Origin of the sequence: Streptomonospora arabica, from assembly GCF_039531585.1 — a bacterium.
GTDB classification, from domain to species: Bacteria; Actinomycetota; Actinomycetes; order Streptosporangiales; family Streptosporangiaceae; genus Streptomonospora; species Streptomonospora halophila.
In genome coordinates this window covers 73,570-94,969 of the sequence record NZ_BAAAQI010000008.1, presented here as the reverse complement: position 1 = coordinate 94,969, position 21,400 = coordinate 73,570, and the positions used below count along the sequence as shown (strand labels likewise).

The window sequence follows — 21,400 nt, the reverse complement described above, 5'->3', positions numbered from 1 at the left end:
GCGTCCCCCGTCCCCCTGAGCCGGCTTCGTCCTGGGAGTCGTACTGCGGCGGATCCCGTGCGGCCTCGGACGAAACGGAGAGCCGATGCCCGCGGTGCGATGGTGGCGGGTCCTGGTCGTGTGCGCGGCCTCGTTGGGGGCGACGCTGCTCGCGCCGAGCGACGGAACCCTCCCGCCCCCCATGATCGGCTTGGTGATTCTGGCGATGGGGCTCGGGCTGAACCTCCGGTCGGCTGCCACAGCACGCAATGGGACCGGCGAAGCGGACCACGGCCCACCGCACTCGGACGAGCCCGTCGACCGGGCAGCCGAGATACAGGCGCTGGAGCGCGCCGCCGAAGACGACCCGGGCCGCCGCCAGGAGGCCGTCGACACCCTGTGCCGCATCCTGCGCGACGGCGGCGGATCCGACCGCGGCGCCGAGGCCGCCCGCATCGCCCGGCAGACGCTCCTCTCCCATCTGCGGCCGGCGAGAAGCAGCAGGAGGGGCGACCCGGAGTTCTGGAGCGGGATGCACCTCGATCTGGAGGGAGCCTCCCTGCACGGCTGGGACATGTCGGGGTGCCGTGTCGGCCGGGCCGCGTTCCGGGAGGCGCGGTTCGACGACCGGGCGTCGTTCAACGGCGCCCGGTTCGACGACCGGGCCGTGTTCGTCGGCGCACGCTTCTCCGAAGAGGCCGACTTCCAGGACGCGGAGTTCCACGGCGAGGCCACGTTCCAGAACGCGGGGTTCCACGGCGACGCGACGTTCGAGGATGCGGACTTCACCGGGTGGAGCTGGTTCTCCGGAGCCCGGTTCCACGCGGGCGCCACGTTCGAATACGCGCGGTTCGGCCGGAGGACGACGTTCGACCGCGCGCACTTCGGCGAGGTCTCGTTCAACCGCACGCGCTTCAGCGAGAAGGTGACGTTCCGGGGCGCCCGGGTCGGTGGGGCGGCGTTCAGCCGCGAGACCGTGCTCAGGCGTGCCCGCTTCGGCTCGTGACGGGTCGAGGGGCGCCTCCGACCGCCCCCCGCGGCCGCGGCGCTAGACGCGCTGCAGCGGGCGGTGCGGGCCCTCGGGCGCGCGCACACCGATGGGGTCGCCGGGGCGCACCTCACCGGATGCGCGCACGACGCCCATCACACCGGCCTTGAGCACGACCGCGCCGTCGCCGTCGCGGCCGACGACGGCCGCGAGCACGCCCTTGCGGAAGTCGTCGATCTGTGTGCAGGGGTTGCGCAGCCCGGTGACCTCGACCACCGCGTCCGCGCCGAGCGACAGCAGGGTACCCGCGGACAGTGCGAGCGGGTCCATCCCGCGGGTGGTGACGTTCTCCCCCAGGTCGCCGGGGTGGACGTCGAAACCGGACTCCCGGAGCTCGTCGTGCAGTTCGGCCGGGATCAGATGGACCTGGCGCAGGTTCGGCTGCGAGGGGTCGCGCGCCACCCGCGAACGGTGGCGGACCGTCACACCCATGTGCGCGTCCCCCTCGACGCCGAGTCCTTCCAGCAGGCGGACGGACTCCGCCGCCGGCTTGCTGAAGGTGTGCTCCGCGCTGCGTCCCACTGCCGCCACGTGCGCCGCCATCGTCGTCCTCCTGCCGCCGTCCGCCGATCCGCCGGACGGCATGCTACGCCGGTCGGGCGCGCCCGCCGTCGAGCGGCCCCGGGTTCCCGCGGCCCGGGCCTTGCGGGGACCGTTGCTGTGAGCAATACTTAGCCACATGGCACAGTATTCGGAGCAGCTCGACGGGGTGCTCGTCGCCCTCGCCGACCCGACCCGGCGCGCCGTCGTCCGGCGCCTCGGTCACGGCCCCACGAGCGTCGGCGACCTCGCCGGCGGGTTCCCGATGACCCTCCCCTCCTTCATGAAGCACGTGCGCACGCTCGAATCGAACGGGCTCATCCGCACGGTCAAGTCCGGCCGGGTGCGCACCTGCGTGCTCAACCGCGAACGGCTCTCCCTCGTCGACGACTGGCTCGCGGAGCAGCGCCGCATCTGGGAGGAGCGCACCGACCGCCTGGAGCGGTTCGTCACCGACCCGAAGGAGGACCACCAATGAATCCCGATCTCGACCTCGGCCTGGAGCGCGTCATCCGCGCGCCGCGCGCCACCGTGTGGAGCGCCTGGACCGACCCGTCCCGGCTCGAGCAGTGGTGGGTCCCGGCCCCGTCCCGCTGCAGGGTGGACCATCTGGACCTGCACCCCGGCGGAGCGTTCGTGACGCGGCTGAGCGACGACGGGACCGAGTTCGTCCCGCACCTGGACGCCTGCTTCCTGGCCGTCGACGAGCCCGAGCGGATCGTGTTCACCACCGCGATCGACAGCACGTGGCGGCCCGCGGGCCGCGTCCCGTTCACGATGACCGCCACGATCACGCTGTTCGAGCACCCGGAGGGCACGGACTACCGGATCCTCGTCCGGCACGGCGCGCCCGACGCCCGCGCGCAGCACGAGAAGCTCGGCTTCGCCGAAGGCTGGGGGACGGTCGCCGACCAGCTGGCCGCACACGCGGAGGCCGCGCGATGAAGCTCGCCCTTACCGAGTTCGTCACGCTCGACGGCGTCAGCCAGGGCCCCGGCTCGCCGGACGAGGACACCAGCGACGCGTTCACCCGCGGCGGCTGGCTGGTCCCCCACATGGACCGGGCGTTCGTCCAGCGCGCCTCCGACTGGCTCGGTCTCGCCGACGGCCTGCTGTTCGGGCGGCGGACCTACCAGGCGTTCGCACGCGACTGGCCGCGGATCACCGACCCGGACGACCCGTTCGCCGAGCGGATGAACGCCCTGCCGAAGTACGTCGTGACCAGCTCGCTCACCGAGGGGAGCTGGCACCCCACGACCGTCCTGCGCGGCGATCCCGTCCCGGCGGTCGCCGGGCTCAAGGCACAGCCGGGACAAGAGCTCCAGATCCACGGCAGCGCCCGGCTCGGCGACGCGCTGCTCGCGGCGGGCCTGGTCGACACGCTCCGCCTGGTGGTCGCCCCCGCCGTCCTGCGGACCGGACGGCGGCTGCTCGCCGGCGCGGGCGAGCCGTCCGGCCTGCGCCTGCTCCGCCACGAGGCCACGCCGAACGGCCTGCTGCTCCTCGAATACGAGGTGACCGGCCGAGCGCCCCAAGGCGAGTACGAGGGCGTCACCGGCGTGGCCTAGGGCGCGCCCGCCCTCGCCGGCCCGCCGCGGTCCGTGCGGGCCGGCAAATGGCGCCCCTGCCGCGATGAGTTCCGGCCGGCGCGCGAGTCTGCTCCGGTGACCGCCGGAGTACGCCGAAGGGCGCTGCCCGGCACGAGACCCGGAGGACGCCATGACGACCACGCCCGACGACCGCACCGCCGCGCTGCCCGGCCGCCCGCCGGTGGTCGACCCGGCCACCTGGCAGGCGGCCCGCGACGAGCTCCTGGTCCGCGAGAAGGCCCACACCCGCGAGGGCGACGCCATCGCCGCGGCCCGCCGACGGCTGCCGATGGTGGAGTTCGACGCAACGGTCGAGGTCGCGGGTCCCCGCGGCCCGGTCCCGTTCCTGGACCTGTTCCAGGGCCGCGACGAGCTCGTCGTCTACAAGCACATGTGGTACGACGGCGCGCCGCACCAGGGGCAGTGCGAGGGCTGCACCACCACGGCCTGGCACCTGAAGGACGCCGTCTACCTCAACGCCCGCGGCGTCTCGTTCGCCGTTGTGACCACGGGGCGGTGGGAGGAGGTGGCCTCCTACGTCGCGTTCATGGGCTACACCCAGCCCTGGTACTCGGTGCGCGGCCTGGAGGAGCCGATCGGCGGCGGCATGGGCTACATCACCTGCTACCTGCGCGACGGCGACCGCACGTTCCTCACCTACTCCACGACGGGCCGCGGCAACGAGCCGGTCAACGGGTCCCTCGCCCTGCTCGACAGGACGCCCTACGGCCGCGGCGAGGCGTGGGAGGACAACCCCGAGGACCGGCCCGACGGCGGGGCCCCGTGCTGGTCCTGGCGCTCGGACGCGGACGGCAACGCCACCTGGGGCCCGACCAGCCGCCCGGTACCGCAGTGGCCCCGCCCCGGCGCGGACCCCGTGGAGACCCTCGGCCGGACGGGCCACCACCACTGACGGTGCCCGGTCGACGGCGCTCCGTGCCGCGCGGCCCGGCCGCGATCGCGCCGCACGGGGCCGGCTCTCAGCCCTGCTGTCGGCGCACCATCTCGGCGATCCAGGCGGGCGCGTACGGCGACGTGCAGCCGGGAGATGTCGGGTAGTCCCTGAGCACCTGCAGGCGCTCGCCGATGCCGATCGCGCGGGCGCGGTGCTCGGCGTGGTCGATCCCGATCTGCGCCAGGCAGTGGTTCATCGCCCACTGCAGGCGGTCGGGGGCGCCCTTCATCTCCTCCTCGATGACGTCGAGCAGTCCGGCGAGGTCGAGGCCCTCGGGCCGCTTGGCCACGCGCTCGGTGGTCAGCGCCCAGCCGGCGCTCGCGACCACCGGATCCGGGTCGGCGGACCAGGCCAGGCGCAGCTCCTCGGCGTGCGGGCCCTTCTTCACGACGTAGTTCACGAGCCAGTCCTGCACCTTGGGCGTGCGCGCATCGCGCAGCATGGCGTCCAGCTCGCCGCGCTCGAACGCCTTCGGCCGGCAGATCAGCAGCGCCAGGAGCCGCGCCGCGGTGTCGCCCGTCTCCCAGAGGCGGCGGGCGAGGTCCTGCTGCGTCTTCAGCCGCTTGGCGAGCGCGCGCAGCTTGGTGAGGTTCACGGCATGGTCGTCGCCCTGCTTCTCGTTCACCTCGCGCGCTCTCGGGTCCTCGAGCGCGGCCAGTTCGGCCATCACCTCGTCCACCGTCGTCTCGGCCACCTCGCGCCTCCTGTCCAGCATGTGCGGGCTCCAGCCTACGACCGTCCGGGCGAGCGCCGCAGTCGGCGCAGTCGGCGCCGGAGGGCCCGCCGTCGAACCCGAAGACGACGGTCGCCGCTGTGGCGAGCACAGCACCACCTACGTGCCACGCGTGCCGGTTCGGCCCCACCGAGCGGATCGTCCCCGTGGTGCGCGCAGAGCTGCGGACCGCCCGGGACCGCAACCGGCGGCCCGGCGCAGGGCCGATCGGGCTCCCCGACGGTGAGGGGCGCCGCGCCGTCGGGCGACTCGCGGTCAGAAGGTGGCGATCGGGTTGACCGGACTGCCGGACGTACCGGCGAAGCGGACCGGCGCAACCGCGAGGTGGAAGTCCCACCGGCCGAGCTCGGCGGCCGTGGCCGCGCACGCCTCCAGGTCGCAGTTGTCGAGCAGCCACAGCCCCATCGCGGTGAGGCCCACGGCGTGGACCGGCATCACCACGTCCTCGTATCCCGACGGCTGAACGTCCTGGGGTGTGTCGGCGCCGATCAGCGCGACCTCCCGTTCCCGCAGCCACGGCAGGCAGGACGCGTGCCAGCCGGCCTGCGTGAATCCGCCGGCCGCACCGGCCTCGTGCCGGGCCCGGCCGTAGCCGGTCCGCAGCAGGACCGCGTCGCCGGATCGCACCCGCACACCCTGGCGGCGCTCGGCCTCCTCGAGATCGTCCGGAAACACGCCCTGCCCCGGTTCCAACCACGGCACACCGCGGACGCCCGCGACGTCCAGCAGGACACCGCGCGTGATGATCCCGTCCGCCGCCGCCGTGACGGCCGCCCACGCCGATCCCGTCGCGGCGCCGACCAGTGAGTGCGGCCGCCCGTTGTACATCGCGCCGTCCCAGAAGAGGTGGCACGGCGAGTCGAGGTGGGTGAGGGTGTTGCCGTGGAACGTGATGCCGAGTCGCTCGGTCGCAAAGCCCCAGCGCCGGTCGTTGCGGAATCCGGGCAGCGGCATGTCCTCGGCACCCGGCATGTCGGCGGCGCACGGGCAGATCGTCGTCGACCGCTCCATGTCCTGCGGTACGGCGACCTCCCATGCGCACGACACGCTCCTGCCGCGGCGCACGGCCCGCGCCGCCGCCAGCCGGACGTCGTCGGTGATGTGGTTGAGAGTGCCGAGTTCGTCGTCGCCGCCCCACCGGCCCCAGTTCGACAACGTGTCGAAGTACCCGAGCACGTCGTCCTGCGTGGGCGCCGACCGCCCTGCCGTCATCGCAGCATCGACTCCTCCGGTTGCACGGTCCGAGGCACCGCAGGCAGGATAGCCCGCCCTCGCCTTCGGCGCCGCCGGAAGCGAGCGGAGCCGCCTAGCCGGCGCTCCAGCTCTCCAGGCGGACGACCGCGGGCTTGTCGGCGGAGGAGAAGCCTTTCAGGCGCAGCGCCGCGGGCTCGCTGCCGGGCGGGACGTCGAAGACCAGGCCGCCGCGGACCTGCTCGCCCGGGGCGAGGCGGCCGAACAGGGCATCGGGGTTGCCGGCCCGCAGGCCCGCCGAGTTGTCGGGGCGGTGGCGCGCGCCCCCGGTGTCGGTGAGGCGCTGGTCGGCGTCGGTGAACATCGCGGCCTCCTCACCCACGTTGTGCACCGTCAGGCGGGCGACCACGAAGCTGCCCTGCGCGGCCTCGCCCTGCACGGTGCCGCCGACGTAGTCGAGGCCGGTGTGCACACCGGTGACCGTGAACTCGAAGGAGCCCGAGGAGACGGGGTCGCCGACACGCCCCCACGCGCCGTCGGCGGGCGGCTGCTCGACTTGGCGGGCCGCCGTGGGCAGGTGCGCGGCGACGCCGCCGAGGGTGTCCGTCCCGCCGCCGAGGAGCAGCACCGCGGCTCCCGCGCCCCCGATCAGGACCGCGGCGCCGAGCGCGGCCGCGACTTTCGGCCACCTCCGCCGCCGGGCACCCGGTTCCGTTTTCCAGGCGCCGGGGCCGCTTTCGGCCGGTCCGGCCGCCGAGTCCGGGCCCGCGGGAGCGCCCGGTTCCGCGCCGGGCACGGTGGTCTGGGCGACGCCTTCAGCCGGCTCCTCCACGTCCGGCGCGGGCGGCTCCCGCGGTCCGGGGGCGGTGTCGCCGAGGCCGGCCGCAGCCGGCCCGGCGGCGCCGCTGTCCGCCGGTGCCTCTCGCTCGTCCACGCCGCCTCCTCCGAGGGGTGCCACACTATTCACGTACGGTAACCGTCGACGTGGACGATACCGATGGCCGCCTGCCGGAACACGCAGGTCGACGGGCGTTTCCGCGAATCCGGGCGTCACTGTGCGTCATACCCGCGACGGCGAGGCGGACGGCCCGCCGGGGGCGCGCGAGTGAGCGGGGCCGGTCAGCGGGAGCGGCGGGCCCGCACGGCGAGCAGCAGCACCGGCAGGACCAGCACCGCGGCGAAGGCGTTGAGCGGGCCGAACCCGAACGCCACCAGCAGCGCGCCCGAGAGCGCCGAACCCGCTGCGCCGAAGGCGTGCATCATCAGGTCGGCGGTGCCCTGCGCCTGCGGTCGGTGCTCGGGCGGCAGCGATTCGGCCAGCAGGGCCGACGCCGACACCAGTCCGAAAGACCAGCCCAGGCCGAGGAACACGAGTCCGGCCGCGACCTGCGCGTCGCTGTGGCCCGCCGTTCCGGCCAGGGCCGCCGCGACCAGCAGCAGCCCCTGCCCCGCCAGCAGCACCGGTACGCGGCCCAGCCGGTCGGAGAGCCAGCCGACCAGCGGAGAGAAGGCGAACATGCCCGCGATGTGCAGGCTGATCGTCAGCCCGACGACGCTCAGCGCCGCACCGCCGGACTCCATGTGCACCGGGGTCATCGTCATGACGGTGACCATGGCGGCGTGCGAGGCGGCCATACCCGTGATGGCCAGCAGCGCCCGGGGCTCGGCGGCGATCGCCCGCAGGGACGCGGCCAGCGGCCGGCGCTCCCGGCCCCGATCGCCCGCCTCCTCCGGCGCGGCACCGGCGGCGGCGCGGGCCAGCGCCAGCGGGTCGGGGCGCAGCAGGAGGGCGATGACGGTCCCGGCCGCCGCGAAGGAGGCCGTGCTGAAGACGAGCGGTCCCGCCAGCGGGTCGAGGCCCAGCGCCCCCGCCAGGGCCGCGCCCGGACCGGTCAGGTTCGGCCCGGCCACCGAGCCGATCGTGGTCCCCCACACGACGAGCGAGAGGTCCCGGCCGCGGGTGCGGTCGGTGGCCAGGTCGGTTGCGCTGTGGCGGGACTGCAGAGCGGTGGCGCTGCCGGCGCCGAAGAGCACCATGCCCAGCAGGAAGACGGGGAAGAGCGCGGCCTGGGTGCCGGCGATCGCGACGGCGCCGCCCAGTGCCGCCAGGAACCAGCCCAGACCCAGCCCGAAGCGCCGCCCGCGGCGCGCCGCCGCGCCGGCCAGCGGCAGGGCCAGCACGGCCGCGCCGAGCGTGACCATGGTCGTGGCCATGCCGGACCAGCCCTGGGAACCGGTGAGGTCGCGGGCGATGAGGCCGATCACCGAGGCGGCGGCCGCGACGCCGACGCCGCCGACGACCTGCGCGCCGGTCAGCACGGCGAGAACTCGCGGCCGCGCGCGGGCGGCGGCGCGGACCGCCTCCTGGCCGGGGGCGGCAGCGGAGGCGGCGGAGCCGGTGAAGGAGGGTGCCGCGACCTCGTCCGGCGCCGTCATCGCCGCGTCGAGCCTGCGCGCATGCTCTCCCCCGTTCTGCGTGGCGGCCCGCGCCGCTGCGGCTGCTCGGAACGGACCGAGCATAGCGACCGATACCGACGGATCAGCGGGCAGTCCGGGCGTCGCCGAACAGCGCGGGCGCTGCGGCCCCGGCGCTCACCGGGTGTGCGGCCGGTCGCGGGCCGCCACCGGCCGCGCACCGCCCCGCCCGCCTGCGTCCCGCCCAGGTCGTGCATGTCCAGACCGCGTTCCATTGCACCGGGTCGCTCCTGGGGTGGGGCGTCGGTGCCGTTGACACGCCTGGAAGATGGCACCGCCTATGCAAGGCGATTCCACTGCGGTCGTTGACGGAGGAAGCCCGCCTTGCCGCGCCGGGCCGGGAACGGGGGCACCCGGCACGAGGTGGCGTGATCGGCGGCGGAATGCGGCACGGACGGCGCCCGCGTGCTCGGCGCCGCAGTCTGCGCCGTTTCGCGGTGCCGCTCACCCCCGGCCGTAGCGCCAGCGCAGGAACCCGTGCTCGCGCTCGATGCGGCGCATCTCGGCGTAGAGGGCGTCGGGGTCGACGGCCGAGACGACGGCGCCGCCCTGGGGGACGGGCCAGCACGCGTACGCCCAGAAGCGGCGGGTGTAGGCGCCCCACAGCACGAGCCACATGCCCTGCTTCTGCCACTCGATGTAGGCCGCTGTCTCGTGTCGGTCGTCCTCTTCGCCGTCGTCCATAGCGAGTGGCTCATACCCGGACCGATATCGGCCGATAGGGCCGGATGTGGTCACCGCGGGGGCCTGGACACCGGCCGTTCCCGCGCACCGGGAGGCCACACGCGCCTCTAGCGAACCGGCGGCACCGATCCGGGGCACGCCTGCGGTTGTTCGGCGCGGGTTGATCACCGGTGCCGGACGGTGTGCGCCGACCGGGCGGGCGCCTGCCGTTCGGAGAGCGGGGGCGGCGCCCGCCCGCCGCCGGCGCCGCCCCTTGGGAAGGACGGACGGCTCTTGGCGGATGCCGCGCCGCGCTGGAGACTGTCGGCGGCCGCCGCCCGCTCGGTAAGCGCCCGCGGAGGGCGGGACCGCGCGGCCGCGCGCACCACCGATCGGGCGGTCAGGCGGTCGGCCGGCACCGGCCGGAAATCGATGGCGGGATTTCCGTTGTCCCCCGGGCACGCCCCCGTCTCCCAAGGGTGGAACGGGGTGACGGGCCCCTGCCGGTCCCCGTCGCCGCCGGAGACATCCGAAGGGAAACGAGCAATGAGCCACGATCCAGGCCCGGGGCCGGACCCCGCACTGGTGGCCGCCGCCCGCGACGGCGATCCCGAGGCCGTCGAAGCGCTGCTGTCGCAGTCGCTGCCGCTCGTCTACAACATCGTCGGCCGCGCACTGGACGGCCACAGCGACGTGGACGACGTGGTGCAGGAGGCCCTGCTTCGTGTCGTACACGGCCTCGGCCGGCTGGAGCGGCCGGAGGCGTACCGATCCTGGATGGTGGCCATCACCGTGCGCCTGATCAGGGACTGGATGCGCGCCCGGCAGCGGTCCCGGGAGAACCTCAGATCGCTGCCGCAGGCCGAGCACCTGCCCGACGCGTCGGACTTCGTGTCGCTGACGATCCTGCGGCTGAACCTGACCGATCAGTGCCGGGAGGTCGCCGAGGCCACCCGCTGGCTGGACGGCGAGGACCGCGACCTGATGTCGCTGTGGTGGCTGGAGGAGACCGGCCAGCTCGACCGCGCCGAACTGGCCGACGCGCTGGGGCTGCCGGGGCGCCACGCCGCAATGCGTGTGCGCCGCCTCAAGGACCGGCTCGACGTCGGCCGCGGCATCGTGCGCGCGCTGGCCGCCCGGCCGAGTTGCGCGGGGCTCGACGAGGTCGCCGAGGGCTGGGACGGCGAGCCGAGCCCGCTGTGGCGCAAGCGGCTGGACCGCCACGTCCGCGGCTGCTCCCGCTGCGGCGAGCGCACCGAGCGGCTCGCGCCTGTGGAGGGGCTGCTGCGCGGCCTGCCGCTGCTGGCGCCGCCGCCGGAGCTGTACCGGGCCCTCGCCGACTCCGCCCTGCTCGGCTCCCCCTACCCGGCCGAACCGGCGCCCGACGGCGCATCCGCGGACGACGCGGGCGCCGGGGGATCCGAGGGCGCGCCCGCGGACGGTACGCACAGCGCCCCATCACCGAGCGGCGGCGCGCACGCGGGCGCGGTCCCGTCCGCGCGCCACCGCCCGCATACGCCAGGACTCCGCCGGGCACGCCCGCCCGCTGCCCGGCGGAGCATCCTGGTCGCCGCGGGCGCGGGAGCGGTCGCCACGGGTGTCCTGGTGGCGGTCGCGGTCGCGGTCGCGGTCGCGGACAACACCCCGGTCGCACCCCAGTCGGCCGCTCCCGCCCCGGGGCCGATGGCGGTCCGGGAGTCCAGCGCGGCGCCGGACTCCCCCTCGCCCTCACCGTCGGCCTCCCCGAGCGCGGCACCCTCGCCGTCCCCCTCCGCTCCCCCGCCGTCGCCCTCCCCCACCCCCGGCCCGGAGACCGCCGAGGCCGTCTCCTCCGGCGGCAAGGGCGTGGCGGCGTGGGAGTTCGGCGGCGCCGACGCCGCGCTGCGGCGATCGGGTGCCGACTGGTACTACACCTGGTCCACCGCCCATCCCGGCGTCGGCTCCGCAGCCGGGGCCGAGTTCGTGCCGATGATCTGGGGCGCGGAGTCGGTCACCGACCAGGCTCTGACCGAAGCCGAGGCGGCCGGCCCCCACCTGCTCGGGTTCAACGAGCCGGACATGGCCGAACAGGCCGACATGTCGGTGGAGCAGGCCCTGGACCTGTGGCCCCGGTTGGAGGAGACGGGCAGCACGCTGGGCAGCCCGTCGGTGGCCTACGGGGCCGACACCGAGGGCGGCTGGCTCGACCGCTTCATGGACGGGGCCGAGCAGCGCGGCCACCGTGTCGACTTCATCACGGTGCACTGGTACGGCTCCGACTTCCGCACCGACGCGGCCGTGCAGCAGTTGCGCGGCTACCTCACCGCGGTGCACGAGAAGTACGGCAAGCCGGTGTGGCTCACCGAGTACGCGCTGATCGACTTCTCCGGCGGGACTCCGCGCTACCCCGCGCCACAGGAGCAGGCGGCCTTCGTCTCCGCGTCCGCGGAGATGCTGTCGGACCTGCCCTTCCTCAAACGCTACGCCTGGTTCGGCCTGGGCACCGACGAGTCCGGCCCGACCACCGCCCTGTACCGCAGCGGCCCCACTCCCACGGAGATGGGGCGCGCCTTCCAAGCGGCTCCTTGACCCCCCCGCCTGCGACCGGCCGCCGTGCACCCGCGGCCGACCCCGCACCGCAGGCGAGGACCGCTTGGCAGGCGCCCCCCGTGCCCGCGCCCCTCGGGCACGGGGCCCGTCCGCCCGGTGGCGCCCCTGCCGCGCCGCCGGGCGGGCGGTTTCATGCGTGCCCGCGCCTCCGAGCGTGGGGGCGGCCCGGAAAAAGCCGGAATCAAAGGGAGAGGGGGAGCGGACGGTGCAACATCACCGTGTGTACAACCGGTCCAATGCCGACTGGCTCGCGTCGTCCGCGGCGCGGTAGATCAGCAACCGCTGGTCCGAATCCTGAAGCGGCATGAGCACTTCGAAGTGCACGTCGATCAGACCGGCGTCAGGATGCCGCAGCACCTTCCGCCCGCGGCCGTTGACCTCGACGTCCCGCTCGGCCCAGAGCCGCGCGAACTCCTCGTCGCCGGCCATGAACTCGGCGATGAGACCGGTCATCGCCTCGTCCTCCGGATGCGCGGCCCAGGCGGCGCGCAGGTGGGCGATCCCCTCGCGCAGGGCGCCTTCGCGGTCGACGTAGAAATCGCGCATCCGGGGATGCATCAGGCACAGCCACATCGCATTGCGCTGCGGCGGCGGCAGAGTGTCGAAATCCAGGAGCAGCCGCGCCATCTCGCCGTTCCAGGTGAGGATGTCGAAGCGGTGGTTCATCAGCATGGCCGGCTGCGGCGCGAGGTCGGCGACCAGTCGGGCCAGCGACGGCGCCGCGGCGGTGGCCGGCTTGTCGGCGCCGCTGAGGTGCTGCCGGGTCAGGTTGAAGAGGTAGTCGCGTTCGTGGCGGGCCAGGCGCAGCGCCCGGGCCAGCCCTTCGACCACGTGCACCGAGGGGCGCAGCCCGCGGCCCTGCTCCAGCCGGACGATGTAGTCGACGCTGACCCCGGCCAGTTCGGCGACCTCTTCGCGGCGCAGCCCCGGGGTCCGCCGGGCCTGCCGACGCGCCGGAAGGCCGAGGTCGCGCGGGTCCAGGCGCTCGCGCCGGGTCCGCAGGAACGCGGCCAGCTCCTGCGTGGTGTCCACCGTGCGGGTCATCGTCCTCGATGCTACAGCGAGGGTAGGACCAGCCCTCCCAGGAGACTCCTTCCCTTACCTCCGGCCCGCGGCGATCACAGGCTTGTCTTTCGACAGCGGATCACGAGCACGGGAGGACACCATGACGCTCACCCTCGACACCTATCGGCTGCTGGGCCGCTCCGGGCTGCGGGTCTCCCCACTGGCGCTGGGCGCGGCGACCTTCGGCACCGAATGGGGTTGGGGCGCCGAGCGGGACGAGGCGCGGAAGCTGTTCGACTGCTACGTCGAGCGCGGCGGCAACCTCATCGACACCGCGAGCACCTACACCGACGGCAGCTCCGAGCGGATGCTGGGCGAGTTCGCCCGCGGCAACCGCGAAGGCCTGGTGCTGGCGACGAAGTACACGACGCAGCGCCGATCCGGCGATCCGAACTCCGGAGGGCCCCACCGCAAGAGCCTGTTCGCCTCGGTGGACGCCAGTCTGCGACGGCTGGACACGGACTACATCGATCTGCTCTACCTGCACGTGTGGGACTTCACGACGCCCGTCGAGGAGATCCTGCGCGGCCTGGACGACCTGGTCCGCCAGGGCAAGGTCCTGTACGTGGCGATCTCCAACGCGCCGGCCTGGCAGGCGGCGCGCATGCAGGCGATAGCCGACCTGCGCGGCTGGTCGCCGCTGGTCGCCCTGCAGATCCAGTACAGCCTGATCGACCGCACCGGCGAACGCGATCTGATCCCCATGGCGCGCGAGATGGGGCTGGGGGTGATGCCGTACTCGCCGCTGGGCGGCGGGGTGCTCACCGGCAAGTACAGCCGCGACGACCTGACCCCGACGGGGGCCGGGGCCGGCGGTGGTTCCACCCGCAAGAGCTTCAACCTCGCCGCGGGCACCCTCAGCGAGCGCAACCTCGCCATCGCTGACGTGGTGCGGGAGGTCGCCGCGGAGCTGGGCCGCCCACCCGCCCAGGTCGGGCTGGCCTGGACCCTGCGGAACCCTGCTGTGACGGCGCCGATCATCGGCGCCCGCACCCTCGGGCAGCTGGAGGGCAATCTGGGCGCCCTGGAGGTCGACCTCACCGCCTCCCAGTCGGCCCGCCTCGACGAGGCCAGCGCGATCGAGCCCGGCGCGCCGCACGACCTGATCGGCGGCGACTTCGGCCGCACGCTGACCCGCGGCGATCTGACGATCGAAGCCCGCCGCTGACACGGGGCGAGCCCTGGGGGCGGCGGCAGTGGCGCCGTCCCCAGGGCCGCCGGGCCGAGGCATCGGGCGCGGCGCCGGGCTCAGAGCGTGTGCGCGGCCCGCAGGAAGGCCCGCCATTCGGCGAGGGGGAAGGCGAGATGTCCGGCCTCGCGGTGCCGGGTATCCCGCACGAGGGCCCGATCGGAGTCGGTACGGCACTCGACGCAGTCGCCCGAGGGTTGGCTATGGCTGCTCTTGCGCCAGTCGGTATCCATGTTCGGCCTCCTCGACCAGTTCGGCACTCCGCGACGGATCATAGGCAAACGCGGTCAGCGTCGCCCACAGGGTCCCCAGTCGGTGCACCTCGGACGGATCGTCGATGAGCACACCGCCGCTCACGTGCTCCGCATAGGCCATGGGGAGCCTTTCCCTGAACGCGAACAATCGGAAATGTCCCGCCAATCCAGCGAGAGTCGGCGTGTCCGACGGAAGAACCTGCAGCACGATACGTCCGGCGGCAACGAGACCGAGAATGTGCCGCAGCTGCTCGGACATTACTTCATCGCCACCGACCCGGGTCCCAAGCACATGCTCCGGTACAACGAAGGACAGCGTCGCCGAAAGCGATCCGAGGCGCCTGCACCTGGCGGCGATCACGCTCTCCATGTCCTCGCCGGGGCGCCCGTGATGGAAGGTCGCGCGGGCGTATCCGGCGGTTTGCAGCACGCCGGGCAGCAGCATCGCATGGAACTGCTTGATGTCGGAGGCCTTCGGCTCGCACTCGGTCGCCTGCCGCGACCATGTGGGGTCGTTGCTGCGTGCCTGGGCCCGCGACCACCGGTCCAGCAGAGCGCCGTTCGTGCCGTAGAGGTCTTCCAGGGACCGCGCGGTGATGCGCTGGCACACCCGCTCACCCCGTTCGACCTTCCCCACCAGAGAGGAACTCAGTCCGATCGAGGACGCCACCTGGCCGATCGTGAGACCGGCCTTTGAACGACAGTCGCGGAGATAGCCTCCGAATTCCCTCCACTCCTCCATAGGACAAGGGTGGCACGGAATTCGCACTGGTGCGCACAGCTCCGCACAACTGACGCCCGTTTCTGTATCCGCGGTATCGGACACTGCGCGGTGCGATGATTCTTGAATGCATGCAAACCACGGCACCGGCCCATTGGCCGATCGAGATCCGCACGCGAATCGCCGACCTCAACCGGGTCAATCCGTCCATGTACCGCGTTTGGGGATCACAGCACGAGGACGGATCCTTCGGCGCCTATTACGCCTCTCTCCACCCGCACCTCAACCGCACCGGCAGCAGGTTCGCGCCGACGCTGGCCAGCGGGAGCCACCTTCAGCTCGAACGCCTCCTGATGTGCCCGCCGGACCGGATCGACGCGCTGAGGTGGCCGGGTGGCGCGTGAGCGCCCTCCGCCGTCCGCGCGCGACGCGGCGACGCCCTCGGAGTCGCCGACTCCGAGGGCGTCGCGATTGTTCTCCGCACCGGGACGGGGCCGCGGGGAGTACCGGCTCAGGCCGGGGCGGCACCCGAGACCAGGTCCGAGCCGGGGACCGGCTCGGCGGGGTCGTCGCCCAGGGCGACGATGCGGTTGGCGGTGTCGACGTGGACCACGCGCGGCCGGTGGCCGGCGCGCTCGGCCTCCTCCAGCTCCACATACGACATGATGATGACCAGGTCGCCCGGGTTCACCAGGTGGGCGGCGGCACCGTTGATCCCGATGACGCCGCTGCCGCGCTCGCCCGCGATGGTGTAGGTGACAAGGCGGTTGCCGTTGTCGATGTCGACGACGTGGACCTGCTCGCCCTCGACGATGTCGGCCGCCTCAAGCAGGTCGGCGTCGATGGTGATCGATCCCACGTAGTGCAGGTCGGCCTGCGTGACCGTCGCGCGGTGGATCTTGCCGTGGAACAGGGTGCGACGCACGATCTCCTACCTCGTTTCCCTCACTGCGGTCTGGCTACAGGCCCTGGAACAGGGTCCCGTACACGCTCGTGGCGGCGTCCGAAGCACCGCGGCGGCGCGGAGCGCCGGACAATCCCGCAAACGCCCCTGATACACGCCCAATTCCGCGATATTCCGCGATACTCCGCGATACTCCGCGATCGCCCCGAGCGTAGTGCGCGCCGGTTCGCGCGTGTGCATCGGGGTCGGTGCATGTGCGTCCGCACCGCCACAAGGGCGGGAAGCGGCCCCGCCCGGTCGCCGCGCGCCGCGCAGGACCTGCCGGCCGCGCCCGCGCCGGTTCCGCCGCGCGCCGCGCGCGACCGCGGGCCGGTCTGACGACGCGCCGGCGGGTCGGCGAAGAGCTAGTCCCCGTCCTCGTGGTGGTCGTGGTTGCTGGTACCGCGCCGCCAGTAGCCGTCGACGTCGAGGCTCCTGCCGCGCTCGAATCCGGCCTCCCTGAGGTACCGGCGGATCGGCTTGAGGGTGGTGGCCTCGCCCGCGCACCAGGCGAACCCGCGGCCGTCGGGCAGGTCGGCGCCGCGGATGGCGCGCTCCAGCAGGTCGGTGCTGCCGGGGGCCGCGCCGTCGCGGTGCAGCCAGGTCACCACAGCGCCGGCGGGGACGTCCAGGTCCTGCTCCTCACCCGCGTCGGCCACCTCCAGGAACGCCAGCACGCGCGCGTCGCGCGGAAGCTCCTGCTCCAGCCAGCGGGCGGCCGCGGGCAGGGCCGTCTCGTCGGCGCCGATGAGGTAGTAGTCGAAGCCGTAGTCCATGTGGTGGGTGCCGCGCGGGCCGAGGACGCCGAGCCGGTCGCCGGGGCGGGCGCGCGCCGCCCAGCGGCCGCCCGGCCCGTGGTCGTGGGCGACGAGGTCGACTGTCAGCTCGGCTGCGCCGGCGTCGAACCGGCGGACCGTGTAGTCGCGGTAGACCAGCTCGGGCGCCCGCATGTTCCACCGGCCGCCGTCGTCGAACCGCGGCAGGTGCAGCTCGCCGGTCCGCTCGTCGGGGAAGAACAGCTTCACGTGGTCGGTGAAGTTGTCGCTGCGGAACCCGTCGAGGTCGGAGCCGGTGAGGACGACGCGGACCATCGCGGGGGTGACGCGCTCGACCGTGCGCACCTCCAGCATCCGGGAGCGCAGGGGATAGAACTCCACTCGCGGGTCGCGGACGGTGGTCATGGCACATCACTCCTGATGTCGTCGCGGGCCGGCCGCACTCGGCGGCATGCCCGCTGCGGGTGGGCGGACCGGACTCGTGCGAACCTTAGCTTAGGCTTGGCTAACTTCGCATCCCCCGCTCCTCCGGGGCGCCGCGAGCGGGTGCGTCTGCGCCCGAGCCGGAGGAGGACAGCGCGGACGGGCGCGGGCCCGCGTGCGGGTCCTCTCCCCCGCTCCCGCCGCCCGCGTTGACGGCCCGGCGCAGCCCGGGGGCGGCCGCTGCCAGCACCGCCACGAGGACCGCGGTCACCGCGCCGCCGGTCACGATGGCCGCGCCGGCGCCGATCAGCGGCGCCAGCGACCCCAGCGCGAGCGCGCCCAGCGCTCCGCCCACGGTGTTCTGCGCGGTCCAGACGCTGTTGACCCGGCCGCGCAGCGCATCGGGGGTGTGCGACTGGAGCAGGGCGAAGCGCAGGATCTCCTCGACGATCTCGGCGAACCCGAGCACCGCCAGCGCCGCCACCGCGAGCGCAAGCTGGCCCGACGCGCCGAAGCCGGCCGAGGCCAGGCCGCAGACCGCCACCGCGGCCAGCAGCACCGCGCCGCTGCGCCGGACGGTGCGCGTCCATCCGCTCGTGAGGGAGGCCAAGACCGCGCCGACGGCGGAGGCGGAGTAGAGGAACCCGGCGGCGGTCTCGCCCGCGTGCAGCACGGTGTCGGTGAACTCCGGGATGAGCACATAGGGCGTGGCGAGCAGCAGTTGGACGAACCCGAGCACCAGCAGCGGTCCGACCGTGCGGTGCCGGACGGCGAAACGCATCCCGTCGACCGCGGCGGCCGCCATGCCCCGGGCCCGCTCGCCGTCTCCCGCACCGGTCGGCGCCAGCGGCGGCAGGCGCAGCACCAGCACCGTGGTCGCCGCGCAGACGGCGGCGGTGATGGCGAAGACCGCGGGGTAGCCCCAGAGCGCGATGACCGCCCCGCTCAGGGCGGGCGCGGCGATAGACCCGAGTTGGCCCGTCAGCGCCAGCAGCGCACCGGCGGCGGGCAGCCGGTTGCGCGGGAGCAGCCCGGGCACGGCCGCCTGCAGCGCCACCGTGCTGAAGGTGCCCACGAAGCCGTTCAGCGCCGCGCAGACGCAGATCACCGCGAAGCCCGCCTCGCCGCCCTGCGGCGCCCACAGCGCGTTCAGCGCGAGCCCCGTGAAGGCCATCGTGGCGGACGAGCGACCGGCGACGATCAGCCGGCGGCGGGGGAACCGGTCGGCCAGCACTCCCCCGACCAGCGTGCCGCCGAAGACCGAGGTCCCGTTGACGGCGCTGACCACGGCGACCAGGACCGAGGATCCGGTGGCCGAGTAGACCTGCATCGGCAGCGCGACCAGTGCGAAGCCGAGGCCGAAGACGGAGATGAGCCGCGCGGTGAACACCACCCGGAACTCGCGGCTGACGCGCAGCGGTGTGAGGTCGATGAGTGCGTCGCGCAGTTTCACGGCCGCGCCTTTGCGGGAGACGGCGGCCGCACCCGGACGGCCCGCCGGTGGGCGCCGCCTGCGCATGCGCTCGGCTCCGGCGGTCCGGGCGGCATCCGCGCCGCGCGGCGCGGATGCCGCCCGGTACCGCGCTGAGCCGCCCGTTTCCGGGGGCGCGGCGCAGGGGCGCGGGTGCGCGAAGCGCCCCCACCGGGCGAGTCGCGCCCCGCGGCCCCGGCCGCCGGGCCTCGCCGACTCGGGCGGCCCGCGGCGGGTTCCCCGGCGAGCGGCGCACGCCTGCCGAACCGCCGGAGGCCGGGGACGGCGCACGCCGCCGAAGGGTGCGGAGCCGGCGGTTCAGGACCCCGGGGCCGTGGGCTCACGCCTCGCCCATCGCCACGCGCAGGCTGCGCGGGCGCAGGTCGGTCCAGTTCTCCTCGACGTAGGCCAGTGCCGCCTCGCGGTCCACGGGCCCGTGCACCCGGCGCCAGCCGTCGGGCACCTCGGCGAACTCCGGCCACAGCGAGTGCTGGTCCTCGTCGTTGACCAGCACCAGGAAGCGGCCCTCGGGGTCGTCGAACGGGTTGCTCATGCTGCAATTCCTTCCGTTTTAGGCGAGGCTTACCTTATCAATACGGTGTGTCGTCGTGGAAGGCCGGAGCGACGCCCCGGGTGGCCAGCAGACCGGGCGCCGTCAAGGCGATCGCGCCGACCAGTGCCGCCCCCAGCGCGCCGGCCGCCACCAGCGCCGTCGCCGTTCCCAGGACCGCGGCGAGCCCGCCCATCAGCGACGCCCCCAGCGACCCGCCGACCGTCGCCTGGGCCAGCCAGGCGCTGTTGACCCGGCCCCGCAGGGCGTCGGGCGTGTGCGCCTGGATCAGCGAGTAGCGCAGGATCTCCTCGACCGCCTGGCAGCACCCCAGCAGGACCAGCGCGGCCAGCGCCGCGACCGCCGTGCGGCCGAGGCCCAGCAGCACCACCGAGACCCCGCACAGCGCCACCGCCGCGGGCACGATCGCGCCCGTGCGGCGGACGCTTCCGGTCCAGCCGCTGGTCAGCGACGCCAGCAGCGCCCCGGCGGCCGGGGCCGTGTAGAGCAGCCCGGCCAGGGCCGCGTCGCCGCCGAGCACGCGGTCGGTGAACTCGGGGATCAGCACCGTGGGCATGGTGAACAGCACCTGGGTGAACCCGAGGAGCAGCAGCGGCCGCACCACCGGGTGGCGGGCGACGAACGCCAGCCCGTCGGCGACCGCGCGCAGCGCGGGCACGCCGCCGGCCGCGGTGTCGGCGGGCGTGGGCGGGACGAACCACACCGCCGCCGTGGCTACGGCGGCGATCGCGCAGGTGGCGAGGTAGCCGGAGCCGACACCGCCGAGCGAGATCAGCGCACCGCCCAGCGCGGGCGCGGCCACCGCGCCCAGTTGGGCCGTCACCGCGAACAGGGCGCCGGCGGCGGGCAAGCGGTCGGGATCCACCAGCGCGGGGACCATGGACTGCTGGGCGATCAGGCCCATGGTGCCGATGACGCCGTTGACCGCGGCGCACAAATAGATCACGCCCAGCAGCGGCCCGCCCGGAAGGTGGGTGTTGACCGCGAACACGCCGACGACCAGCGTCTCCACCGCCAGGCTGGCCAGCATGAGCCGCCGCCGGTCCAGCCTGTCGGCCAGCAGCCCGCCGAGGACCGTGCCGCCGAAGCCGGCCACGCCGTTGACGACGGTGACGCTGGCCACCAGCACCGAGGATCCGGTCATGGCGTAGACCTGCATCGGCAGGGCCACCAGCCGGAACCCGCCGCCGAAGAGCGAGATGAGCCGGACCGCGAAGACGATCCGAAACCCTCGGCCGCTGCGCAGCGGGCTCAGATCGATGACCAGGCCCGCAAGAACCGGCCTCGCGGCCACGCCGACCCCCTTCCCTTACCCTGCGCCGGCCTCGGCCGCCCGGGCGGCGGCGGCCACCGGGCGCGGGCCGGCGGGCGCCGGTCGGCGCGGTCGCTCCCGGGACGCCACCCGGCGCACTCGCCGCGCCCGTGCCCCGGCGGGGCGGAGCCGCCGGTCCGCGCGCGCCCGGGGACCTCCTGCGCGGAGTACGCGGCCCCCGTCACTCCCGCGCCCGGACGTACAGCGCCGCCCGCTTGTGCGGCAGGTCGGCCTCGGTGAGGAAGGCCAGCCCGGCCTTGGCCGCCGCCCGGCGGGCCGCGGCGTTGGCGGCGTCGGGCTCCATCAGGATGCGGCGGCAGTCCGGATCGGCGGCGAAGACGGCGGCGGCGAAGGCGTCGAGGATCTCCTTGCCGACCCCGCGCCCGGTCCGGCCCGGGTCGCCGATGGCGATGTGGAAGCCGATGTCGTGCGGCTCGGCGTCGTAGTGGCGGGCGACGACGTCGCGGGCGGCCCGGTACAGCTCGACGTAGGCCAGGTCGGCTCCGTCGCGGCTGACGACGAACGGCCGCGAGAAGGTGCCGGCGCGCTGCGCGGCCAGCTCCTCGGCCCACCTCCCCCGGCTCCAGGCCTGGTCGTAGAACGGGGCCACGTGCGGCAGGTTCATCCAGGCGTGCACGCGGTCCAGGTCGGTGCCGTGCGGCTGCGCCGGCCGGGCGGAGTAGGGCGGCGCGAGCACGGGGACCGGCGGCGGGCCGGCCGCCAGCACCGCCTCGCCGGCCGGGATCTCGCGGGGCGAGGGGCGGTGGACTGCGCCGGCCACCTGCTCGAGGTCGGTCGGTTCGGGCGCGGACACGTGCGTCACCTCCGGTGCCGCCCCGTTCGCAGGGGGCGGTGTGCTGCTGTGCGGGGCCGGTCGGGCTCGGGCGTTCGGCGGGCTCCGCCCGGGGCGCGG

23 protein-coding genes are annotated in these 21,400 nt (G+C 74.4%); 8 read left to right on the top strand and 15 right to left on the bottom strand.

Annotation, left to right across the window (positions count from 1 at the left end; translation table 11 throughout):
- Positions 1–85: 85 nt before the first annotated feature.
- Complete coding sequence (locus tag ABD284_RS15100; protein ID WP_344143665.1) at positions 86–985, top strand: pentapeptide repeat-containing protein; 900 nt, start codon at positions 86–88, stop codon at positions 983–985.
- A gap of 42 nt (positions 986–1,027) precedes the next feature.
- On the opposite strand, the gene ABD284_RS15095 is transcribed toward ABD284_RS15100, so the two are convergent.
- Positions 1,028–1,570 (bottom strand): MOSC domain-containing protein, encoded by a 543-nt coding sequence (locus ABD284_RS15095; protein ID WP_344143663.1) that lies wholly within the window; start codon positions 1,568–1,570, stop codon positions 1,028–1,030.
- 136 nt (positions 1,571–1,706) lie between these two features.
- Here ABD284_RS15095 and ABD284_RS15090 point away from each other — a divergent pair, with 136 nt between their 5' ends.
- The 4 genes from ABD284_RS15090 to ABD284_RS15075 all read left to right on the top strand — a co-directional run bounded on the left by ABD284_RS15090 (position 1,707) and on the right by ABD284_RS15075 (position 4,069).
- Entirely contained in the window at positions 1,707–2,045 is a 339-nt protein-coding gene (locus ABD284_RS15090) for an ArsR/SmtB family transcription factor (protein WP_344143661.1), read from the top strand.
- Complete coding sequence (locus tag ABD284_RS15085; RefSeq protein WP_344143658.1) at positions 2,042–2,512, top strand: SRPBCC domain-containing protein; 471 nt, start codon at positions 2,042–2,044, stop codon at positions 2,510–2,512. The genes ABD284_RS15090 and ABD284_RS15085 overlap by 4 nt, the downstream gene beginning before the upstream one ends.
- Positions 2,509–3,135 (top strand): dihydrofolate reductase family protein, encoded by a 627-nt coding sequence (locus ABD284_RS15080; RefSeq protein WP_344143656.1) that lies wholly within the window; start codon positions 2,509–2,511, stop codon positions 3,133–3,135. Before ABD284_RS15085 ends, ABD284_RS15080 begins: the two co-directional genes overlap by 4 nt.
- A 151-nt stretch (positions 3,136–3,286) precedes the next feature.
- Positions 3,287–4,069 carry a DUF899 family protein gene (locus tag ABD284_RS15075; protein WP_344143654.1) on the top strand — a complete coding sequence of 261 codons (783 nt, stop codon included), beginning with the start codon at positions 3,287–3,289 and terminating at the stop codon, positions 4,067–4,069.
- 67 nt (positions 4,070–4,136) lie between these two features.
- On the opposite strand, the gene ABD284_RS15070 is transcribed toward ABD284_RS15075, so the two are convergent.
- From ABD284_RS15070 to ABD284_RS15050, 5 genes are all read right to left on the bottom strand, one after another.
- On the bottom strand, positions 4,137–4,826 hold the full coding sequence (locus ABD284_RS15070; RefSeq protein WP_344143652.1) for a DNA alkylation repair protein: 690 nt from the start codon (positions 4,824–4,826) through the stop codon (positions 4,137–4,139).
- A gap of 273 nt (positions 4,827–5,099) precedes the next feature.
- Positions 5,100–6,056 (bottom strand): cyclase family protein, encoded by a 957-nt coding sequence (locus ABD284_RS15065; RefSeq protein ID WP_344143650.1) that lies wholly within the window; start codon positions 6,054–6,056, stop codon positions 5,100–5,102.
- 94 nt (positions 6,057–6,150) lie between these two features.
- Positions 6,151–6,969 (bottom strand): DUF4352 domain-containing protein, encoded by an 819-nt coding sequence (locus ABD284_RS15060; protein ID WP_344143648.1) that lies wholly within the window; start codon positions 6,967–6,969, stop codon positions 6,151–6,153.
- Between the two features lie 185 nt (positions 6,970–7,154).
- The gene (locus tag ABD284_RS15055; protein WP_344143646.1) at positions 7,155–8,471 is read right to left on the bottom strand and encodes an MFS transporter; all 1,317 of its coding nucleotides are present in this window, start codon (positions 8,469–8,471) and stop codon (positions 7,155–7,157) included.
- A 483-nt stretch (positions 8,472–8,954) separates the two neighbouring features.
- Positions 8,955–9,194 (bottom strand): hypothetical protein, encoded by a 240-nt coding sequence (locus tag ABD284_RS15050; protein WP_344143644.1) that lies wholly within the window; start codon positions 9,192–9,194, stop codon positions 8,955–8,957.
- A gap of 525 nt (positions 9,195–9,719) precedes the next feature.
- On the opposite strand from ABD284_RS15050, the gene ABD284_RS15045 reads away from it, so the two are divergent.
- Positions 9,720–11,741 (top strand): sigma-70 family RNA polymerase sigma factor, encoded by a 2,022-nt coding sequence (locus tag ABD284_RS15045; RefSeq protein WP_344143642.1) that lies wholly within the window; start codon positions 9,720–9,722, stop codon positions 11,739–11,741.
- Between the two features lie 234 nt (positions 11,742–11,975).
- Here the strand turns inward: ABD284_RS15045 and ABD284_RS15040 are convergent, their stop codons facing one another.
- A complete protein-coding gene (locus tag ABD284_RS15040; RefSeq protein WP_344143641.1) occupies positions 11,976–12,806 on the bottom strand; it encodes a helix-turn-helix transcriptional regulator in 831 nt (276 codons plus the stop codon).
- A 121-nt stretch (positions 12,807–12,927) separates the two neighbouring features.
- On the opposite strand from ABD284_RS15040, the gene ABD284_RS15035 reads away from it, so the two are divergent.
- Entirely contained in the window at positions 12,928–13,995 is a 1,068-nt protein-coding gene (locus tag ABD284_RS15035) for an aldo/keto reductase (protein ID WP_344143640.1), read from the top strand.
- An 80-nt stretch (positions 13,996–14,075) separates the two neighbouring features.
- Here the strand turns inward: ABD284_RS15035 and ABD284_RS15030 are convergent, their stop codons facing one another.
- Together ABD284_RS15030 and ABD284_RS15025 are read right to left on the bottom strand one after the other, a co-directional pair.
- Positions 14,076–14,249 (bottom strand): DUF397 domain-containing protein, encoded by a 174-nt coding sequence (locus ABD284_RS15030; RefSeq protein WP_344143639.1) that lies wholly within the window; start codon positions 14,247–14,249, stop codon positions 14,076–14,078.
- A complete protein-coding gene (locus ABD284_RS15025) occupies positions 14,218–15,012 on the bottom strand; it encodes a helix-turn-helix domain-containing protein (protein WP_344143638.1) in 795 nt (264 codons plus the stop codon). Before ABD284_RS15025 ends, ABD284_RS15030 begins: the two co-directional genes overlap by 32 nt.
- 110 nt (positions 15,013–15,122) lie before the next feature.
- On the opposite strand from ABD284_RS15025, the gene ABD284_RS15020 reads away from it, so the two are divergent.
- Complete coding sequence (locus tag ABD284_RS15020; RefSeq protein WP_344143637.1) at positions 15,123–15,395, top strand: hypothetical protein; 273 nt, start codon at positions 15,123–15,125, stop codon at positions 15,393–15,395.
- Positions 15,396–15,502: 107 nt separating this feature from the next.
- Here the strand turns inward: ABD284_RS15020 and panD are convergent, their stop codons facing one another.
- The 6 genes from panD to ABD284_RS14990 all read right to left on the bottom strand — a co-directional run bounded on the left by panD (position 15,503) and on the right by ABD284_RS14990 (position 21,301).
- Entirely contained in the window at positions 15,503–15,916 is a 414-nt protein-coding gene (gene panD, locus ABD284_RS15015) for an aspartate 1-decarboxylase (protein WP_344143636.1), read from the bottom strand.
- Positions 15,917–16,299: 383 nt separating this feature from the next.
- The gene (locus ABD284_RS15010) at positions 16,300–17,115 is read right to left on the bottom strand and encodes a siderophore-interacting protein (protein WP_344143635.1); all 816 of its coding nucleotides are present in this window, start codon (positions 17,113–17,115) and stop codon (positions 16,300–16,302) included.
- Between the two features lie 100 nt (positions 17,116–17,215).
- Complete coding sequence (gene entS / locus ABD284_RS15005; protein ID WP_344143634.1) at positions 17,216–18,586, bottom strand: enterobactin transporter EntS; 1,371 nt, start codon at positions 18,584–18,586, stop codon at positions 17,216–17,218.
- 358 nt (positions 18,587–18,944) lie between these two features.
- Positions 18,945–19,157 (bottom strand): MbtH family protein, encoded by a 213-nt coding sequence (locus ABD284_RS15000; RefSeq protein WP_344143632.1) that lies wholly within the window; start codon positions 19,155–19,157, stop codon positions 18,945–18,947.
- A gap of 37 nt (positions 19,158–19,194) precedes the next feature.
- Positions 19,195–20,469 carry an enterobactin transporter EntS gene (gene entS, locus ABD284_RS14995; RefSeq protein ID WP_344143631.1) on the bottom strand — a complete coding sequence of 425 codons (1,275 nt, stop codon included), beginning with the start codon at positions 20,467–20,469 and terminating at the stop codon, positions 19,195–19,197.
- Between the two features lie 199 nt (positions 20,470–20,668).
- Positions 20,669–21,301 (bottom strand): GNAT family N-acetyltransferase, encoded by a 633-nt coding sequence (locus ABD284_RS14990; protein ID WP_344143629.1) that lies wholly within the window; start codon positions 21,299–21,301, stop codon positions 20,669–20,671.
- Positions 21,302–21,400: the final 99 nt, after the last annotated feature.

What these genes read in the sequence shown, in the direction of transcription:
- ABD284_RS15080 (WP_344143656.1), top strand. Translation starts at nt 2,509, where the DNA reads ATGAAGCTCGCCCTTACCGAGTTCGTCACGCTCGACGGCGTCAGCCAG.
- ABD284_RS15050 (WP_344143644.1), bottom strand. Translation starts at nt 9,194, where the DNA reads ATGGACGACGGCGAAGAGGACGACCGACACGAGACAGCGGCCTACATC.
- ABD284_RS15095 (WP_344143663.1), bottom strand. Translation starts at nt 1,570, where the DNA reads ATGGCGGCGCACGTGGCGGCAGTGGGACGCAGCGCGGAGCACACCTTC.
- ABD284_RS15065 (WP_344143650.1), bottom strand. Translation starts at nt 6,056, where the DNA reads ATGACGGCAGGGCGGTCGGCGCCCACGCAGGACGACGTGCTCGGGTAC.
- ABD284_RS15000 (WP_344143632.1), bottom strand. Translation starts at nt 19,157, where the DNA reads ATGAGCAACCCGTTCGACGACCCCGAGGGCCGCTTCCTGGTGCTGGTC.
- ABD284_RS15075 (WP_344143654.1), top strand. Translation starts at nt 3,287, where the DNA reads ATGACGACCACGCCCGACGACCGCACCGCCGCGCTGCCCGGCCGCCCG.
- ABD284_RS15010 (WP_344143635.1), bottom strand. Translation starts at nt 17,115, where the DNA reads ATGACCACCGTCCGCGACCCGCGAGTGGAGTTCTATCCCCTGCGCTCC.
- ABD284_RS15045 (WP_344143642.1), top strand. Translation starts at nt 9,720, where the DNA reads ATGAGCCACGATCCAGGCCCGGGGCCGGACCCCGCACTGGTGGCCGCC.
- ABD284_RS15100 (WP_344143665.1), top strand. Translation starts at nt 86, where the DNA reads ATGCCCGCGGTGCGATGGTGGCGGGTCCTGGTCGTGTGCGCGGCCTCG.
- ABD284_RS15025 (WP_344143638.1), bottom strand. Translation starts at nt 15,012, where the DNA reads ATGGAGGAGTGGAGGGAATTCGGAGGCTATCTCCGCGACTGTCGTTCA.
- ABD284_RS15070 (WP_344143652.1), bottom strand. Translation starts at nt 4,826, where the DNA reads ATGCTGGACAGGAGGCGCGAGGTGGCCGAGACGACGGTGGACGAGGTG.
- ABD284_RS15055 (WP_344143646.1), bottom strand. Translation starts at nt 8,471, where the DNA reads ATGACGGCGCCGGACGAGGTCGCGGCACCCTCCTTCACCGGCTCCGCC.
- ABD284_RS15090 (WP_344143661.1), top strand. Translation starts at nt 1,707, where the DNA reads ATGGCACAGTATTCGGAGCAGCTCGACGGGGTGCTCGTCGCCCTCGCC.
- ABD284_RS15085 (WP_344143658.1), top strand. Translation starts at nt 2,042, where the DNA reads ATGAATCCCGATCTCGACCTCGGCCTGGAGCGCGTCATCCGCGCGCCG.
- ABD284_RS15020 (WP_344143637.1), top strand. Translation starts at nt 15,123, where the DNA reads ATGCAAACCACGGCACCGGCCCATTGGCCGATCGAGATCCGCACGCGA.
- ABD284_RS15040 (WP_344143641.1), bottom strand. Translation starts at nt 12,806, where the DNA reads ATGACCCGCACGGTGGACACCACGCAGGAGCTGGCCGCGTTCCTGCGG.
- ABD284_RS15030 (WP_344143639.1), bottom strand. Translation starts at nt 14,249, where the DNA reads ATGGATACCGACTGGCGCAAGAGCAGCCATAGCCAACCCTCGGGCGAC.
- ABD284_RS15035 (WP_344143640.1), top strand. Translation starts at nt 12,928, where the DNA reads ATGACGCTCACCCTCGACACCTATCGGCTGCTGGGCCGCTCCGGGCTG.